This is a genomic window from Streptomyces sp. NPDC005728 (assembly GCF_040630895.1).
Taxonomy (GTDB): domain Bacteria; phylum Actinomycetota; class Actinomycetes; order Streptomycetales; family Streptomycetaceae; genus Streptomyces.
In genome coordinates this window covers 1-16,682 of the sequence record NZ_JBEXYL010000024.1, presented here as the reverse complement: position 1 = coordinate 16,682, position 16,682 = coordinate 1, and the positions used below count along the sequence as shown (strand labels likewise).

Sequence of the window (16,682 nt, the reverse complement as noted above, 5' to 3'; positions counted from 1 at the left end):
CCGGAGAACCGGTCGGGGCACACCAGAGCGGGATGGGGGCGGTCTACTCCTCCTCGGAGCCCTCCGCCTCGTCGCTCTCCGCCTCGGTGGCCGCGCCGCCCTCCTCCAGGAGACGGGAGAGCTGGCGGCCGACGATGCGCTTGAACTTGCGCTTCTGCGGGCGCGTACGGTCCAGCACCGCGACCTCCAGGCGCTCGGCGGGGATCTCCCGCTGGCTGCCGTTCGACTCGCGGGACAGGGCCTGCACGGCCAGCTTCAGCGCCTCGGCCAGGGTCATGCCGTCCTGGTGTCGCTGGTCCAGATAGTTGCTGATCAGCTCCGCGTTGCCACCGACCGCGACCGAGCCGTGCTCGTCCACGATGGAACCGTCGTGCGGCAGCCGGTAGATCTGGTCGCCCTCGGGGGTCTCCCCGACCTCGGCGACGACCAGCTCCACCTCGTACGGCTTCTCTGCCGCGGAGGAGAAGATCGTGCCCAGCGTCTGTGCGTAGACGTTGGCCAGGCCCCGGGCGGTGACGTCGTCGCGGTCGTAGGTGTAGCCGCGCAGGTCGGCGTAGCGGACGCCGCCGATGCGGAGGTTCTCGTACTCGTTGTACTTGCCGGCGGCCGCGAAGCCGATCCGGTCGTAGATCTCGCTGAACTTGTGCAGCGCGCGGGACGGGTTCTCGCCGACGAAGACGATGCCGTCGGCGTACTGCAGCACGACCAGGCTGCGGCCGCGGGCGATGCCCTTGCGGGCATACTCCGCCCGGTCGGCCATGGCCTGCTGGGGTGAGACATAGAACGGCGTCGACACCGGTTATCCGTCCCTTTCTGTCATGGTCACTGGATCACCTTGATAAGAACCGGGCCCGCACTCAGAGCAGGGCGGCCTTGGGGCCGTCCGGCTCCTCCAGGCGCCGCTGGAGCACCGCACGGGAGAGCTCGGAGGACTCGTCCCCGGTGAGCCGGCGGAAACCGTCCTCGGTGATCACGGTGATGATCGGGTAGATCCGGCGGGCGACATCGGGACCGCCGGTCGCCGAGTCGTCGTCTGCCGCGTCGTACAGGGCCTGGACCACCAGGGTCGTGGCCTGTTCCTCGGTCAGGTCGTCACGGAACAGCTTCTTCATGGCGCCGCGCGCGAAGATCGAGCCGGAGCCCGTCGCCGCGAAGTTGTGCTCCTCGGAGCGGCCGCCCGTGACGTCGTAGGAGAAGATGCGCCCCTTCTCCCGGTCCACGTCGTACCCGGCGAACAGGGGCACCACGGCCAGGCCCTGCATGGCCATGCCCAGGTTGGAACGGATCATGGTCGACAGCCGGTTCGCCTTGCCCTCCAGCGACAGCTGGGCGCCCTCGACCTTCTCGAAGTGCTCCAGCTCGAGCTGGAAGAGCTTGACCATCTCGACGGCGAGACCGGCGGTGCCGGCGATCCCGACGGCCGAGTACTCGTCCGCCGGGAAGACCTTCTCGATGTCCCGCTGGGCGATGACGTTGCCCATGGTGGCCCGGCGGTCGCCGGCGAGCACCACGCCGCCGGGGAACGTGACGGCCACGATGGTCGTGCCGTGCGGCGCCTCGATCACGCCCTGGGTGGGCGGCAGCTGCCGCTTGCCGGGCAGCAGCTCGGGCTGGTGCTCCGACAGGAAGTCCATGAACGAAGAGGATCCTGGCGTCAGGAAGGCAGCTGGTAGACGCCCGGTGCCACGAGTATTGGCTTCCACGAGTTTCCTTCCAAGTTGGCGGTATGCCACGGACCTTACCCGGCTGGTGGTGATGATCCACATGTGTGACCGGAGCCGGTGCCGGTGACGGAGACCGCCCACGGCCCGGACTCCTGCGGCCGCGAGCAGCGCTCCGTCGTCCGCTCATCGGCCACGCACGACACCCACACCCTCGATCCTTGGATTCGAAGGCAAGGGCGCCTTACTGCCCACCCTTTTGCACGAAGGAACGCACGAAGTCCTCTGCGTTCTCCTCCAGGACATCGTCGATCTCGTCCAGGACGGAGTCCACGTCGTCGGACAGCTTCTCGTGCCGCTCCTTGAGGTCCTCGGAAGCCTGCGCGTCCTGCGCCTGCTCCTCGACCTCCTCGGTGGACCGCGTGGCCTTCTGCTGGCCGCCGCCGGTGTCCTTGGTTGCCATAACCCTCACCCCGCTCAGTTCGCCCGACATGGTCGACGGGTCGGCATTCCTGCCGATCGGTGATGATCAGACCCTACAAGCCGGGTCCGACATCGGCCCCGCAGTTTCGACAACGTACGGGGACCACCTCGATGATTCCCGGACGGTGGGGTTTCCACCCTGTCCGCCCGGGCCGGTACGAGCACCAGCTGCGCGCGCTCAGCCGCCTGACAGGACCCTGACCAGGTCTTCCGCCGTGCGACAGCGGTCCAGCAGCTCCTTGACGTGATTTCGCGTTCCGCGAAGCGGTTCGAGGGTTGGAACGCGCTGGAGGGAATCCCGGCCGGGCAGGTCGAAGATGACCGAGTCCCAGGAGGCCGCGGCCACGTCGTCCGCGTACTGCTCGAGGCAGCGGCCGCGGAAGTACGCGCGCGTGTCCTCCGGCGGCTTGGTACGGGCCCTGTCGACCTCGGACTCGTCCAGCAGCCGCTTCATCCGACCTCGGGCCGCCAGGCGGTTGTAGAGGCCCTTCTCGGCACGTACGTCGGCGTACTGGAGGTCGACCAGGTGCAGCCGGGCGGCGTCCCAGTCCAGGCCGTCACGGCGGCGGTAGCCCTCCATCAGCTCTCGCTTGGCGACCCAGTCCAGCTCGCCGGCCAGGCTCATCGGGTCGTTCTCCAGCCGGTTGAGCGTGTCCTCCCAGCGGGAGAGCACATCCTTGGTCTGCTCGTCGACATCCGCCCCGAAGCGCTCCTCCACGTACTTGCGCGACAGCTCGAAGTACTCCATCTGCAACTGGACCGCGGTGAGTGTCCGGCCACTGCGGAGGGTGACCAGGCGTTTGAGGGAGGGGTCGTGGGAGACCTGGTGGAGCGTGCGGACGGGCTGGTCCACCGCGAGGTCGACCGCGATGAAGCCGTCCTCGATCATGGACAGGACCAGCGCGGTCGTACCCAGCTTGAGGTAGGTGGAGATCTCGGAGAGGTTGGCGTCGCCGATGATCACATGCAGTCGGCGGTACTTCTCCGCGTCCGCGTGGGGCTCGTCGCGGGTGTTGATGATCGGGCGCTTGAGGGTGGTCTCCAGGCCCACCTCGACCTCGAAGTAGTCCGCGCGCTGGCTGAGCTGGAAGCCGTGCTCGTGCCCGTCCTGGCCGATGCCGACGCGGCCCGCTCCGGCGAAGACCTGGCGGGACACGAAGAAGGGCGTGAGGTGGCGCACGATGTCCGAGAAGGGGGTCTCCCGCTTCATCAGGTAGTTCTCGTGCGTGCCGTAGGAGGCGCCCTTGTTGTCGGTGTTGTTCTTGTAGAGGTGGATCGGCTGGGCACCGGGGAGCTGGGCGGCCCGCTCGGCGGCCTCGGCCATGATCCGCTCGCCGGCCTTGTCCCAGAGGACGGCGTCGCGGGGGTTGGTCACCTCGGGGGCGCTGTATTCGGGGTGGGCATGGTCCACGTAGAGGCGCGCACCGTTGGTGAGGATCACGTTGGCGAGGCCGATGTCCTCATCGGTGAGCTGGCTGGCGTCGGCGGCCTCCCGGGCGAGGTCGAAGCCTCGCGCGTCCCGCAGCGGGTTCTCCTCCTCGAAGTCCCAGCGGGCCCGGCGGGCCCGGTGCATCGCCGCCGCGTAGGCGTTGACGATCTGGGACGAGGTGAGCATGGCATTGGCGTTCGGGTGGCCGGGGACGGAGATCCCGTACTCCGTCTCGATGCCCATTACTCGCCGTACGGTCATGCGGCCCTCCTTGCCCGGCGGCACCCTCGGTCGTGGGCGCCGCTCAAGTACCGCTGGCGCTCCGGTGCGTGTGCGGTGCCCGTCCCCGCACTGCGCGATTCGGCGGTAGGAAAGAGCCTAGAACGCCTTTGCGCTGGTGGGGAGATCATTTGCGTCATTGCCTGCTCCGGTCGTGGCCTGAAAAACAGTCGGCTGCGGGTACCCGCCGAGGGCACCCGCAGCCGCCCTGCCGTTTACAGGTACTGACCGGTATTCGCCACCGTGTCGATGGAGCGGCCGGTGTCCGCGCCCTGCTTTCCGGTGATGAGCGTACGGATGTACACGATCCGCTCGCCCTTCTTTCCGGAGATCCGGGCCCAGTCGTCCGGGTTGGTGGTGTTGGGCAGGTCCTCATTCTCCTTGAACTCGTCCACACAGGCCTGGAGCAGGTGAGAGACGCGGAGACCCTTCTGGGTCTTCTCCAGGAAGTCCTTGATCGCCATCTTCTTGGCGCGGCCCACGATGTTCTCGATCATGGCACCGGAATTGAAGTCCTTGAAATAGAGGACTTCCTTGTCGCCATTGGCGTAGGTGACCTCCAGGAAGCGGTTCTCCTCGGATTCGGCGTACATGTGCTCGACCGCCGTCTGGATCATGCTCTGGACGGTCGTCTCCTTGCTGCCGCCGTGCTCGCCGACGTCGTCGGCGTGCAGCGGAAGCCGCTCGGTGAGGTACTTGCCGAAGATGTCCTTCGCCGCCTCGGCGTCCGGACGCTCGATCTTGATCTTCACGTCGAGCCGGCCGGGGCGCAGGATGGCGGGGTCGATCATGTCCTCGCGGTTGGAGGCACCGATCACGACCACGTTCTGCAGGCCCTCCACGCCGTCGATCTCGGCGAGCAGCTGCGGGACGATGGTGTTCTCCACGTCCGAGCTGACACCGGAGCCACGGGTGCGGAAGAGCGACTCCATCTCGTCGAAGAAGACGATCACGGGGGTGCCCTCGCTGGCCTTCTCACGCGCACGCTGGAAGACGAGGCGGATCTGCCGCTCGGTCTCGCCGACGTACTTGTTGAGCAGCTCGGGGCCCTTGATGTTCAGGAAGAAACTCTTGCCTGCGGCCTGGCCGGTCACCTCGGCGACCTTCTTGGCCAGCGAGTTGGCCACGGCCTTGGCGATCAGCGTCTTGCCGCAGCCGGGAGGCCCGTAGAGCAGGACGCCCTTCGGTGGCCGCAGCTCGTGCTCCTTGAACAGGTCCGGGTAGAGGTACGGCAGCTCGACCGCGTCGCGGATGGCCTCGATCTGGTTGCCCAGGCCTCCGATCTGGTCGTAGCCGATGTCGGGGACCTCTTCGAGGACGAGTTCCTCGACCTCGCTCTTGGGCACGACCTCGTAGACGTAACCGGAGCGGGGTTCGAGCAGCAGGGCGTCGCCGGGGCGGATGGTGACGTCCAGCAGCGGCTCGGCGAGCCGCACCACCCGCTCCTCGTCGGTGTGCCCCAGCACGAGAGCCCGCTCGCCGTCCTCGAGGATCTCCTTGAGGGTGACGATGTCGCCGACGCGCTCGTACTCCATGGCCTCGACCACGTTGAGCGCTTCGTTGAGCATGACCTCCTGGCCGCGCCTGAGGTCGTCCAGCTCGACGCTGGGGCTCACGTTCACGCGGAGCTTGCGGCCGCCGGTGAAGATGTCGGCGGTGCCATCCTCGATCGCCTGCAGGAAGACACCGAAGCCGGCCGGCGGCTGGGCGAGCCGGTCGACCTCTTCCTTGAGGGCCACGATCTGGTCGCGGGCCTCGCGGAGCGTGTTGGCCAGACGCTCGTTCTGCGCGGAGACGCCGGCCAGGTTGGTCTGCAGCTCGACGATCCGCTCTTCGAGAATCCTCGTGTGCCGCGGAGAGTCGGCGAGCTTACGTCGCAGGACGGCGATCTCCTGCTCAAGGTAGGCGATCTGCCCGGCCGGGTCGTCGGACCCTCGTCCCGGGCGGATGCCGCGGTTCATGTCGTCGTCGTGGGCTGCCACGGTCCTCACCTCCTCCAAGGGGAGCTGGACGCTTCCAGACCCTACCTGGGTGGGTGTCGATTGAAACCCCTAGATCACAAAGACTGTCAAGGTGTGTCGTCGGTCACCCGGTGCGCTCCCTCTCGCACGGAGGGAATACCCACTCAACGTGATTCGGAAGCGACTTGTTCCTTGTCGGGGACGGTCAAAACCCTTCAGGACTGGCCGGAGTTGTCCGTTCCCGGCCGGTCGTCCGGTACGTAGGCAGGCGCGAGCACGCTCGCGCGATCATCACACAGAGCGACGGTCCGGACGGTCGTTGTCACCGCCGGGGTGGCCTGAACTGTTCGCCCCCGGCCCTCGGGGCTCCCTTCCCCGGTCGGACGCTCGTACCCGAGGGGGCGCGTGAGGAAACCCCGCGGGCGGAGACCCGTACCCGTCGGACACGGCCGGAAAGCGCGCGGAGGTAGGGTCGGGGTGTCCAACAGCCGCTGGAGCGGACCCGGCTGGCGTTCACGCCGGAACACCGCCCGGCGAACCGACGGCAGGAGAGATGACCGTGCAGCAGGAGGCCCCGGGCGGCGAGACGCTGGAGGTCTGGATCGACCAGGACCTGTGTACCGGCGACGGGATCTGCGCCCAGTACGCCCCCGAGGTGTTCGAGCTGGACATCGACGGACTGGCCTATGTGAAGGGCTCGGACGACGAGCTGCTCCAGGACAGGGGGGCCACGACACCGGTGCCGCTTCCGCTGCTCGCGGACGTCGTGGACTCGGTGAAGGAGTGCCCCGGCGAGTGCATCCACGTGCGCCGGGTTTCGGACAGGGTCGAGGTGTACGGGCCCGACACGGCGTGAGTCCCGGTCGGGCCCGGGTGGGTCAGATGCTGTGGGCCCCGGCCGGGGTGGAGCGGAGGAACGCGCCGCCGTTCCACTGCCACTTGGCCGGGGTCTTCACGTCGGGGCAGCAACTGGGCACGTCGGCCGAGGAGTAGCCGAGCAGGGTGGCGCTGACGGCCCGCGCGCGCAGGGCGAAGTCGGTGACGGTGAGCCGGTCCTTGGGGTCGACGAGCGTGGCGACCACGCGGGCCGGGCCGCCGTCCGTGCCCCGGGTGAGGACGTAGACCCCGTCCGGCGGGGTGCCCATGGGGGCGTCGCAGTGCACGACCGCGACGGTTTCCGGCCTGCCGTCCCCGTCCAGGTCTCCGGTGGCCTTCTTCACGACCACGGCCTTCACGGGCCCGCACTCGAGGGGGAAGGCCACGCCCGTCGTGCCGGGCGGCGCGACGGCGGCGGGGGCTGACTTGGTCTCGGTGCCGGGGGCGGACTGGGCGGCCGTGGCCGATCCGGGCTGTACGACGGAGGACAGGGCGATCACACCGGCGACCGCGGTGGCTGTGGCGACCCAGTGGATGGGCCGGGCGTGCGTGTGGGCGAGCTCCGGGACGGCGGATTGCTGCACTAGGAGTGTCTCCTGTGAGGGCTGTGCCGGTGGGGGGGGGTGGCCAGCATGGTGCCACACGTCACAGTGCGGGGGAACGGCGGGGTCGGTACGGAATTCCCGCAGGCAAGGAGCGCGCACGCGCGCGGGGTCGTACGGATCCCGGTGCCAGGCCAACGAAAGGGCGCCGTGGCCGAGTTCCCGGAATCGGTCGGGAACGCGGCCACGGCGCCGTTGCGTTGTACTCGGCGGGGGCGGTCAGCGACCGGCGCCGCCGTCGGCGTTGGGGCCGGCGTAGTCCTCGCCGTAGGCGCCCTTGGCGGGGCGGCGGCGGCGCATGGGCGGCTCGACGCCGTCGGCGAGGCGACGGGCGGTCAGCAGGAAGCCGGTGTGACCGATCATCCGGTGGTCCGGGCGGACGGCCAGGCCCTCGATGTGCCAGTTGCGGATCATGGTCTCCCAGGAGGTCGGCTCGTTGAAGCAGCCGATCTCGCGGATGGACTCGACGGTCCGGGCGAGCTGGGTGGTGGTGGCCACGTAGCAGCACAGGATGCCGCCGGGGACCAGCGCCTTGGAGACGGCCTCCAGGCACTCCCAGGGGGCGAGCATGTCCAGGATGACGCGGTCCACGTCGGCGTCGGACAGGTTGTCCTGGAGGTCGCCGACGGTGAGCTGCCAGGCGGGGTGCGGGCCGCCGAAGTAGCGCTCCACGTTCTGCTGGGCGATCTCGGCGAAGTCCTCACGGCGCTCGTAGGAGTGCAGCATGCCCTGGTCGCCGATGGCGCGCAGCAGGAAGCTGCTGAGCGAACCGGAGCCGACGCCGGCCTCCACGACGCGGGCGCCGGGGAAGATGTCGGCGAAGGCGAGGATCTGCCCCGCGTCCTTCGGGTAGACGACGGCTGCCCCGCGGGGCATGGACAGGACGTAGTCGGGGAGCAGGGGGCGCAGCGCGAGGTAGGCCACGTTGCCGGTGGTGCGGACAACGCTGCCCTCGGGAGCACCGATCAGTTCGTCGTGCGGGAAGGAGCCCTTGTGGGTGTGGAAGTTCTTCCCGGCTTCGAGCGTGAACGTGTAGTGGCGGCCCTTGGGGTCGGTCAGCTGAACCTGGTCCCCGACCTTGAAGGGCCCGCGCCTGCGGGCGGCACCGGTCGGTTCGGACATGTGAACAGCCTACCGGGGTTTGTGAAGGCCGCCGACCACTAGGACGGCCTGGCCATGGCCTTCACGAAGGCGCGCTCGACATCGGCGGCGGACAGGACTCCGTAGATCTCGCCGCTCTCCTCGACCACCAGGTACTCGGTCGCGGGGGCGGCCCGCAGGGCGTCCAGCAGCTCCTCCCCCGCCAGCTCGGCGGAGACCCGCATGCCGTCGTTCAGTTCCTGGGCGAGGCCACTGACCGCCACCCACGGGCGGCGGTGCTCGGGTACGCCGACGATGGCGGCCTCGCGCACGAGGGAGAGGGGGTTGCCATCGGCGTCGACGACCACCAGGGCACGGGCGCCGGCGGCGTTGGCGCGGCGCAGGGCCTCGGAGAGCGGGGTGTCGGTCTGTACGGGGACGGCCCGCCGGGTCAGGGTGCGGGCGCGCAGCTCGGGAAGGTGCTCGCGCAGGCGGGCCATGCGCAGGCTGTTGCCGGCGCCGGTCCAGATGATCGCGGCGAGGATGGCAGCGAGCAGCGCGTCCGTGACGGTGTCCATGCCGCTGATGTCCTCGTTGCCGCCGCCGAAGGCGCCGGACTGGTTGAGCAGCGGGAGGCCGACCAGGACGGAGAGGGCGAGGGCGCGGCCGACCCAGGCGGCGGCGACCGTGCCGCTCATCGGCCTGCCGGTGATCTTCCAGACGACGGCGCGGAGCATGCGGCCGCCGTCCAGGGGCAGGCCGGGCAGCAGGTTGAAGGCGGCAACGATGAGGTTGGAGATCATCAGGCCGGCCAGCAGGACGCCCGGGACGGTGTCGGGCTCGACCGGTTTCATGGCCAGGTAGAACAGCCCGGCGAGGACGAGCGAGAGCAGCGGCCCGACGAAGGCCAGGACGAACTCCCGGCCCGGGGTCTCGGCTTCCTTCTCGATCTCGGAGACGCCGCCGAAGAACTGGAGCTGGATGCGGCGGACGGGGAGCTTGAAGCGGATCGCGGCGACCGTGTGGGCCAGTTCGTGGACCAGGACGGAGGCGTAGAAGGCGACGGCGAAGACCAGGGACACCAGGTAGCGGGCGGCGCCCAGTTCCGGCAGCACGCGGTCGAGCTGGCCGCCGACGACCCAGGTGATCAGCGCGGCGACGAGGAACCAGCTCGGCGCGACGTACACCGGCACGCCGAAGAGACGGCCCATGAGCAGCCCGCCACCGGGTTCCTCGGGCCGCGGCTGGGGAGGCTCGCCCTTGGCGATCCCGGAGTGCGCGAGGGTCCGGTGTCCCTCGGACTCGACACGGGTGTCATCGCCGGTCGTCGGCCGGGAGCTTGCGGCCCGGGTGTCATCGCCGGTCGTCGGCTGGGAGGTTGCGGCTCGTGCGGCGGCGTCGGTGGTCGACCGGGAGGTCGCCGCTCGCGCGGCGTCGTCGGTTTCCGCCGTCGCGCTGGCGCCCTCCGCATCCTCGCGCGCCTTCGGCTCCTGGTTCACCGTCCGGGCGGCGTCGCCGGTCGCCGGCTCGGGGCCGGTGGGGCGCGTGTCCTCGTCGGGCTTCGACTGCGGGATCGCGGTGTCCTCGTCCTCGCCGGTGACGTCTTCCGGGTCCCGGGGCGCGGGAGGGGTGCGCTCCGGAGCTTCCGGGGCGTCGTGGGGCTCCGGACCGGGGTGGTCCGTGGGGCCGGTCGCCGGGGCCGTTGGACCTGCGGGGTGCTCGGCCGGCTCGTCTTTGCCGGACCGCGGCTGCCCGCTCCCGCCGCTCACGTCCACGCTGTCCCCTCGTTCGAAGCGTCTTCCGCGCCTGACGGCCGGAAGGGTCTGACTCGATGGTATGCGGCCGTGGTGACACGTTCCGCCCCGGCACCCCTTGTGTTTGCCCCGCCGTCGCACGGCCCATCCGGCCCGCGGACTGGGTCACTGTCAGTGCCGGGCCGTATGGTCTGTGGTCATGGACAGCAGCAGCGAGGACGCGGGCGCCCTGCCGGGCGCGGTCGAGGAGGCAGCCGGTGCCGGCGGCGGCGAGGCGGTCGGTGACCGTGTTGTCGTCGCGCCCACCTCGTTGTCCCCTTCCCGGGCCAGTGACTTCATGCAGTGCCCGCTGCTGTACCGGTTCCGGGTGATCGACCGGCTGCCGGAGAAGCCGAGCGAGGCGGCGACCAGGGGGACGCTGGTGCATGCCGTGCTGGAGCGGTTGTTCGACGCTCCGGCCGCGGAGCGGACCGTGCCCCGGGCCAAGGCGTTGATCCCCGGGCAGTGGGACCGGCTGCGGGAGAACAGGCCGGAGGTCGGCGAGCTGTTCGCCGACGATCCGGAGGGCGAGCGGCTCGCACGCTGGCTCGGTGAGGCCGAGCAGCTCGTGGAGCGCTGGTTCACGCTGGAGAACCCGTCGCGGCTGGAGCCCGCCGAGCGGGAGCTGTTCGTGGAGGCCGAGCTGGACTCGGGGCTGCGGCTGCGCGGGATCATCGACCGGGTGGACGTGGCGCCCACGGGCGAGGTGCGGATCGTCGACTACAAGACGGGCAAGGCGCCGCGGGCGGAGTACGCGGAGGGCGCGCTCTTCCAGATGAAGTTCTACGCCCTGGTGGTGTGGCGGCTGAAGAGGGTCGTCCCGCGCCGGCTCCAGCTGGTCTATCTCGGCAGCGGAGACGTACTGACCTACGACCCCGTCCTCGCCGACCTGGAGCGTGTGGAGCGCAAGCTCCTCGCCCTGTGGGAGGCCATCCGGCAGGCCACGGATACCGGTGAGTGGCGGCCGCGGCCGACCAAGCTCTGCGGCTGGTGCGACCACCAGGCGCACTGCCCGGAGTTCGGCGGCACTCCCCCGCCGTATCCGCTGCCGGTGCGGGCGCCCGAGCCCGGAGCCGGTGCGGGCGCCTGAGCCGGGTGCCGGGTGAGCCCGGAGGCGAACCGCTGCACACGCTCAGGGCAGAATGGGGCCGGACTAGCGAAGGAGTGTCACGTGGCCATCCGCGTCCTACTGGTCGATGACCAGCCGCTGCTGCGTACCGGTTTCCGGATGATCCTGGAGGCCGAGCAGGACATCGCGGTCGTGGGTGAGGCCGGTGACGGCCTGCAGGCCCTCGACCAGGTGCGTGCCCTGCAACCGGATGTCGTGCTCATGGACATCCGGATGCCACGGATGGACGGAGTGGAGGCGACCCGGCAGATCAGCGGGCCCGGGCGGGACGGCCCGGCCAAGGTGCTGGTGCTGACCACCTTCGACCTGGACGAGTACGTGGTGGAGGCGCTGCGGGCCGGGGCCAGCGGGTTCCTGCTCAAGGACGCGCCCGCCAACGAGCTGGTGCAGGCGATCCGGGTCGTCGCCAGCGGCGAGGCCATGCTGGCCCCGAGCATCACCCGCCGGCTGCTGGACAAGTACGCCACGCATCTGCCCTCCGGCGAGGAGCCCGTGCCGGACACCCTGCACACCCTCACCGATCGCGAGGTGGAGGTGCTGAAGCTGGTGGCGCGCGGGCTGTCCAACGCCGAGATCGCCGCCGACCTGTTCGTCAGCGAGACCACCGTCAAGACGCACGTCGGGCACGTCCTGACCAAGCTCGGCCTCAGGGACCGGGTGCAGGCCGCGGTGTACGCGTACGAGAGCGGCCTGGTGCGGCCCGGCGCGCAGCAGTAGGCCCGTACGACGCCGAGGGCGCCCTCCCCCGTGAGGAAGGGCGCCCTTTCGCACGACCGGGCCGGACGGGCGTCAGCCCTTGTTCAGTTCCCAGAACCGGAACACCGTCGAGGCGTCCAGGCAGTACTCCAGGCCGTAGACGCCGTCACGGACCACCGCGTACTGCTTGGCCTGCCAGACCGGCAGCACGGGCAGTTCATCGGCGACGATGTCCTGGAGCTTGCCGAAGTCCGCGTCGGTCGCCGAACGGTCGCTCTGTGCGGCCGTGCCGGGGATGAGGGAGCCGGTGATCGTGCTGTTGCTGTAGCCGTTGCCCAGCACGTTGCCCTTGCCGAAGAAGGGTGCCGTGAAGTTGTCGGCGTCCGGGTAGTCGGGCACCCAGCCCTTCACGTACACGCCGTACTTGCCCCGGGCGATGTCCTGCTCGTACTGGTCGAAGGCGACGGACTCCACGTCGGCCCGGAACAGTCCGCTCGCGTTGAGCTGGGCGGCGATGGCCTTCAGCTCCTCGTCGGTGGCGGGGCCGTAGCGGGACGGTGTGGAGTGGAGCGTGAGTTTCACCTTGCCGGTGATGCCCTCGGCGTGCAGCGCGGCGGCGGCCTTCGCCCGGGAGGGGCGGGCGCCGTAGGTGTCGAAGAAGGCCGTGTTGTGGCCCGCGATGCCCGCCGGGATGATCGAGTACAGCGGGGTGGCGGTGCCCTGGTAGACGTTGCTGACCAGGGCGTCCCGGTCGAGGAGATAGGCCATGGCCTTGCGGACGCCGAGCTTGCCGGCGACCGGGTCCTTCATGTTGAAGACCAGGTGCTGGACCTCGGCGCTGCTTCCCTCGATGACCTCGATGCCCTTGCTGCCGGCCTGCCGGTCGAGGTCGGAGACGTCGGTCGCGGTCAGACCGCGGTAGGCGATGTCGATGTCACCGCTCTCCAGGGCGTTCTTCAGGGCGGTCCGGTCGCCGTGGAAGAACTTCAGCGTGACGCCGGAGTTCTTGGTCTTGGCGGTGCCCTGGTAGTTGGGGTTGACCGAGAAGACCGCCTCGTCCTTGCCGAAGGAGTCCAGCTGGTAGGGCCCGGAGCCGACGGCCTTGTCGTCGGTGCGCAGGCCGTTCGCGTCGTACTGCTGGTGGTCGACGATGGAGCCGGCACCGGAGGCGATCTTGCTGGGGAAGGTGGCGTCCGGAACCTTGAGCCGGAAGACGACCGTCTTCGCGTTCGGGGTCTCGACCTTGCCGAGCATCGGGAACATGATCGCCGGGCCCGCGTCGTCGGCGATCTTCAGCATGCGGTCGAAGGAGAACTTCACGTCCTCGGAGGTGAGGGCGTCACCGTTGCTGAACTTCAGGCCTTCCCTGAGCTCGCACTTGTACACCATCGCCCGGCTGTCGGTGAAGGTGCACTCCTTGGCCGCCTCCGGCGCGGGCTGCGTGGCGCCCTTGGGGAAGCCGAGCAGCGACTGGAAGACGTTGTTGAACAACAGCCAGGAGCCGGGGTCGTAACCGGAGGCCGGGTCCGTGGCGAGGACGTCGTCGGACATCCCCATCACCACGGAGGAGCCGGTACCCCCGGAGCCACCGCTCTCCGAGCCGCAGCCGGTCAGCAGGCCGGAGGCCAGCCCCGCCATGATCGGCAGGACTGGCCACTGGTTGCGCAGGTTCACTATGTGCCTTGTCGTCGGTTCGTCAATCCGAGGCCCCCGTTTCGTGCCCCGGACAAAGGATGCCGTCAGCCGCTCACACCGCGGCCGAGCTCCCACAGCTGAAGCGTCGAGGAGGAGTTGAGGGCGTAGGAGACACCCGTGACATTGTCCCGTGCGGCGACGTACTGCTTGCCCTGCCACAGCGGCAGCACGGGGACGTCCTCGGCGACGATGTCCTGGATCTCGGTCAGGCTCTTGCCGGCGTTGAGCCGGTCGGCCTCGCGGCGGGACTCCGGGATCAGCGTGCGCTGGATGGTGCCGTTGGAGTACGGCGAGCCGAGCGTGTTGTCCTTGTCGAGGAACGGCGCGAGGAAGTTGTCGGCGTCCGGGAAGTCGGGGAACCAGCCCATGCCGTAGACGTCGTACTCGCCCTTCTTCTCGGCGGGCCGGAAGGTCGCCCAGGGGTGGCCCTGGATGCTGACGTCGAACAGACCGCTGCCGTTGAGCTGCTTCTGCAGGATCTGGAACTCCTGCTTGGTGGCCGAGCCGTAGTGGTCGGTCGTGTAGTGCAGCGTCAGCTTCACCGGGGTGCTGATGCCGGCCTTGGCCAGCAGGCTCTTCCCCTTGGCTACGCTGGGGTCGCCGTACTTGTTGAAGAACGAGTTGGAGTGGCCGGTGACGCTCGCCGGGACCAGCGAGTACAGCGGCTCGGCCTGGGTGCCGTAGACCTTGGAGACGAGTTCGCCCCGGTTGATGATCTGGGCCATGGCCTGGCGGACGGCCTTGGTCTTCACGGTGGACGCGTTGGTGTTGAAGGCCAGGTAGCGGATCTCCAGGCCCGGCATGTCCACGAGGTCGACGTTCGCGTCGGAGCCGCTGTCGAGCTTGTCGATCTGCGACGGCGACATCGTGCGGGTCATGACGTCGATGTCGCCCTTGTCGATCGCGGCGCCCATGGCGTCGGCGTCGCCGAAGGAGCGGATCACGACCTCGTCGTTGTTCACCTTCACACTGCCCTTGTACGAGGGGTTCTTGGTGAAGGTGGCCCTGACGATCTCGTTGTCCTTGACGTCGGCCTTGAAGGTGTACGGGCCGGAGCCGTCGAGCTCGAAGCCGTCCCGCAGCTTGTCCTTGGCGTAGTCCTGGGGGTCGATGATGCCCGCGACCGGTGTGGACAGCTTGTACGGGAAGGTGGCGTCGGCCGTCTTGAGGTGGAAGATGACCTCACGGTCGCCCTGGGTCTCGACGGTGTCGATGGTGTTCAGCAGGGCCGCGACACCGCTGTCGGCCTTCAGGCTCAGGGCGCGCTCGATGGAGTACTTGACGTCCTGCGCGGTGATCTTGTCGCCGTTCGCGAACGTCAGGCCTTCACGCAGCTTGCAGGCGTAGCGCTCGTTGCCGCTGTCGGTGAAAGTGCAGCTCTCGGCCGCGTCCGGCACGGGGTCGCCCTCGCCCTTGGGCTGGGTCATCAGGGTCTGCACGGTCTGGCGCAGGATGTTCCAGGTGCCGACGTCGTAGGCGTAGGCGGGGTCGAGGGGCGCCGGCGCGTCGCTCGTGACGGTGAACCGGTCCGTGGTGCCGACGACGATGGCGTCCCCGCTCTTGCTCCCGCTGTCGGATCCGCCGCACGCGGCCAGAACCGGCGTCAGCAGACCGACCACTGCCGGCAGCACCAAAGTCTTGCGGTTCATGCGGGAGTTTCTCCAGAGCTGTTCGAATCCGTGTACCCGGCATGCAGGGGTGGTGCGGCGGATCACGGGGGTTGCGGCGATGTTCTCGCGATGAGATTAGTCCGCGCCTGCACCAGGGTTCACGGCCGCTTGAGTTGGGCTCCCATCACGCAGTGAAACCAGGCGTGGACACACCGAAAACCCGACAGCGGCAGGATTAGTGCAGCTTCCCATCAATCGGGACACAAGGGCACGCCAGACAGCCCTGGACGGGGGCGATCAGCACATCAGGGCAACGTTGTCGAGCCCAGCGGGAGTGGGGAACGTCACATCCCCAACTGGGTTGGCGGTTACCGGAATTCAGCCGGACGGCCCGCTTTGAATTCCCCCCGGGTGTACTTCCTCGGAATTTTGTCCAACCCGTCCAATGAGCTTTGCACGCTGGGTGAACGGCTAGCGCATTTCCGTCATCAGACCGCGCAGAAATGCCAGGTCGACCTCTTCGAGCGAGGTCACGACCGTACGCCGGCCGCTCGGTGCGATGGGCGCCACCGAGGGCACGGCGACCACCCGGCAGCCCGCCGCCTCCGCCGCCTCGACTCCGGTCGCGGTGTCCTCGATCACCGCGCATCTGGCCGGATCGGCACCGAGCCCGGCGGCCGCGAGCAGATACGGGTCGGGGTACGGCTTGGTGCGCGACACCTCGTCGCCGGCCACGGTCAGGGCGAAGTGGTGGGGGCCGAGGGAGGCCAGCACGCGGTCGATGATGCGCCGGTGGGAGGCGGAGACCAGGGCGGTCGGGATCTCGTACTCGTACAGCTCGGCCAGCAGCCGGGCGGCGCCCGGCATCAGCGGCAGGGTGCGGCCGATACGCTCCTCGAACCCGTCGTTGAGCAGTGTCGTCAGCTCGGCGAGGGTGATGTCGGCGCCGGTGGCCTCGATCAGGAACCCCGCACTGCGGGTCATGGGACCGCCGACCACGACGTGGCGCCAGGTCTCGTCCAGGGTGTGGCCGAGGGCGGCGAAGACCTCCACCTCGACGTCCCACCAGAAGCCCTCTGTGTCCACCAGGGTGCCGTCCATGTCGAGGAGCACCGCCTGCAGGGCGGAGCCTTCGGCCGTACGGGTTCCGAGCGCAGGAACTGTGCTGGTCATCCTGGCGCACCTCCTTGGGGGACGACCAGGCCGGTTCCCGGACAGGGAACCGGCCTGCAGTGGACCGACCAGTGTACGACTTATCCGATCAGCGCGCTGTGCGGCGCGCCTCACCGTGCATTGAAGTACTTCGCTTCGGGGTGGTGGATCACGATCGCGTCCGTGGACTGTTCGGGGTGGAGCTGGAACTCCTCGGAGAGGTGGACGCCGATGCG

General features: G+C 69.1%; 14 protein-coding genes and 1 pseudogene. 3 read left to right on the top strand and 12 right to left on the bottom strand.

The window, feature by feature from the left end:
• Positions 1-43: 43 nt before the first annotated feature.
• The 6 genes and pseudogenes from prcA to arc form a co-directional block, all read right to left on the bottom strand.
• Positions 44-796, bottom strand: a complete 753-nt coding sequence (prcA, locus tag ABZ471_RS18215) for a proteasome subunit alpha (protein ID WP_359067643.1) — start codon at positions 794-796, stop codon at positions 44-46.
• A gap of 61 nt (positions 797-857) precedes the next feature.
• On the bottom strand, positions 858-1,703 hold the full coding sequence (gene prcB, locus ABZ471_RS18210; RefSeq protein ID WP_359067641.1) for a proteasome subunit beta: 846 nt from the start codon (positions 1,701-1,703) through the stop codon (positions 858-860).
• Positions 1,655-1,779: pseudogene (locus tag ABZ471_RS18205) on the bottom strand (recombination endonuclease VII); the annotation flags it as partial. The gene prcB and the pseudogene ABZ471_RS18205, both read right to left, overlap by 49 nt.
• Positions 1,780-1,905: 126 nt before the next feature.
• A complete protein-coding gene (locus tag ABZ471_RS18200) occupies positions 1,906-2,124 on the bottom strand; it encodes a ubiquitin-like protein Pup (protein ID WP_030608326.1) in 219 nt (72 codons plus the stop codon).
• Between the two features lie 198 nt (positions 2,125-2,322).
• Complete coding sequence (gene dop / locus ABZ471_RS18195; RefSeq protein ID WP_359067639.1) at positions 2,323-3,834, bottom strand: depupylase/deamidase Dop; 1,512 nt, start codon at positions 3,832-3,834, stop codon at positions 2,323-2,325.
• Between the two features lie 233 nt (positions 3,835-4,067).
• A complete protein-coding gene (gene arc, locus ABZ471_RS18190) occupies positions 4,068-5,834 on the bottom strand; it encodes a proteasome ATPase (RefSeq protein WP_359067637.1) in 1,767 nt (588 codons plus the stop codon).
• A 532-nt stretch (positions 5,835-6,366) separates the two neighbouring features.
• Here arc and ABZ471_RS18185 point away from each other — a divergent pair.
• Entirely contained in the window at positions 6,367-6,669 is a 303-nt protein-coding gene (locus ABZ471_RS18185) for a ferredoxin (protein ID WP_359067634.1), read from the top strand.
• Positions 6,670-6,691: 22 nt separating this feature from the next.
• Here ABZ471_RS18185 and ABZ471_RS18180 read toward each other — a convergent pair whose 3' ends face one another.
• The 3 genes from ABZ471_RS18180 to ABZ471_RS18170 form a co-directional block, all read right to left on the bottom strand.
• Entirely contained in the window at positions 6,692-7,273 is a 582-nt protein-coding gene (locus ABZ471_RS18180; RefSeq protein ID WP_359067632.1) for a hypothetical protein, read from the bottom strand.
• Positions 7,274-7,510: 237 nt separating this feature from the next.
• Positions 7,511-8,413 (bottom strand): tRNA (adenine-N1)-methyltransferase, encoded by a 903-nt coding sequence (locus ABZ471_RS18175; RefSeq protein ID WP_359067630.1) that lies wholly within the window; start codon positions 8,411-8,413, stop codon positions 7,511-7,513.
• Between the two features lie 38 nt (positions 8,414-8,451).
• Positions 8,452-10,146, bottom strand: a complete 1,695-nt coding sequence (locus ABZ471_RS18170) for a site-2 protease family protein (RefSeq protein WP_359067628.1) — start codon at positions 10,144-10,146, stop codon at positions 8,452-8,454.
• 178 nt (positions 10,147-10,324) lie between these two features.
• Here ABZ471_RS18170 and ABZ471_RS18165 point away from each other — a divergent pair, with 178 nt between their 5' ends.
• Positions 10,325-11,254 (top strand): RecB family exonuclease, encoded by a 930-nt coding sequence (locus ABZ471_RS18165; protein WP_359067626.1) that lies wholly within the window; start codon positions 10,325-10,327, stop codon positions 11,252-11,254.
• 81 nt (positions 11,255-11,335) lie between these two features.
• Positions 11,336-12,010, top strand: coding sequence for a response regulator transcription factor (locus tag ABZ471_RS18160; protein WP_359067624.1), 675 nt, complete (start codon positions 11,336-11,338; stop codon positions 12,008-12,010).
• A gap of 72 nt (positions 12,011-12,082) precedes the next feature.
• Here ABZ471_RS18160 and ABZ471_RS18155 read toward each other — a convergent pair whose 3' ends face one another.
• The 3 genes from ABZ471_RS18155 to ABZ471_RS18145 all read right to left on the bottom strand — a co-directional run bounded on the left by ABZ471_RS18155 (position 12,083) and on the right by ABZ471_RS18145 (position 16,467).
• Positions 12,083-13,663, bottom strand: coding sequence for an ABC transporter substrate-binding protein (locus ABZ471_RS18155; RefSeq protein ID WP_359067622.1), 1,581 nt, complete (start codon positions 13,661-13,663; stop codon positions 12,083-12,085).
• Positions 13,664-13,728: 65 nt separating this feature from the next.
• The gene (locus ABZ471_RS18150) at positions 13,729-15,333 is read right to left on the bottom strand and encodes an ABC transporter substrate-binding protein (protein ID WP_359067620.1); all 1,605 of its coding nucleotides are present in this window, start codon (positions 15,331-15,333) and stop codon (positions 13,729-13,731) included.
• 432 nt (positions 15,334-15,765) lie between these two features.
• On the bottom strand, positions 15,766-16,467 hold the full coding sequence (locus ABZ471_RS18145; protein ID WP_359067618.1) for an HAD family phosphatase: 702 nt from the start codon (positions 16,465-16,467) through the stop codon (positions 15,766-15,768).
• Positions 16,468-16,682 lie beyond the last annotated feature (215 nt).

What these genes read in the sequence shown, in the direction of transcription:
- ABZ471_RS18200 (WP_030608326.1), bottom strand. Translation starts at nt 2,124, where the DNA reads ATGGCAACCAAGGACACCGGCGGCGGCCAGCAGAAGGCCACGCGGTCC.
- ABZ471_RS18145 (WP_359067618.1), bottom strand. Translation starts at nt 16,467, where the DNA reads ATGACCAGCACAGTTCCTGCGCTCGGAACCCGTACGGCCGAAGGCTCC.
- dop (WP_359067639.1), bottom strand. Translation starts at nt 3,834, where the DNA reads ATGACCGTACGGCGAGTAATGGGCATCGAGACGGAGTACGGGATCTCC.
- ABZ471_RS18165 (WP_359067626.1), top strand. Translation starts at nt 10,325, where the DNA reads ATGGACAGCAGCAGCGAGGACGCGGGCGCCCTGCCGGGCGCGGTCGAG.
- ABZ471_RS18175 (WP_359067630.1), bottom strand. Translation starts at nt 8,413, where the DNA reads ATGTCCGAACCGACCGGTGCCGCCCGCAGGCGCGGGCCCTTCAAGGTC.
- ABZ471_RS18150 (WP_359067620.1), bottom strand. Translation starts at nt 15,333, where the DNA reads ATGAACCGCAAGACTTTGGTGCTGCCGGCAGTGGTCGGTCTGCTGACG.
- ABZ471_RS18185 (WP_359067634.1), top strand. Translation starts at nt 6,367, where the DNA reads ATGACCGTGCAGCAGGAGGCCCCGGGCGGCGAGACGCTGGAGGTCTGG.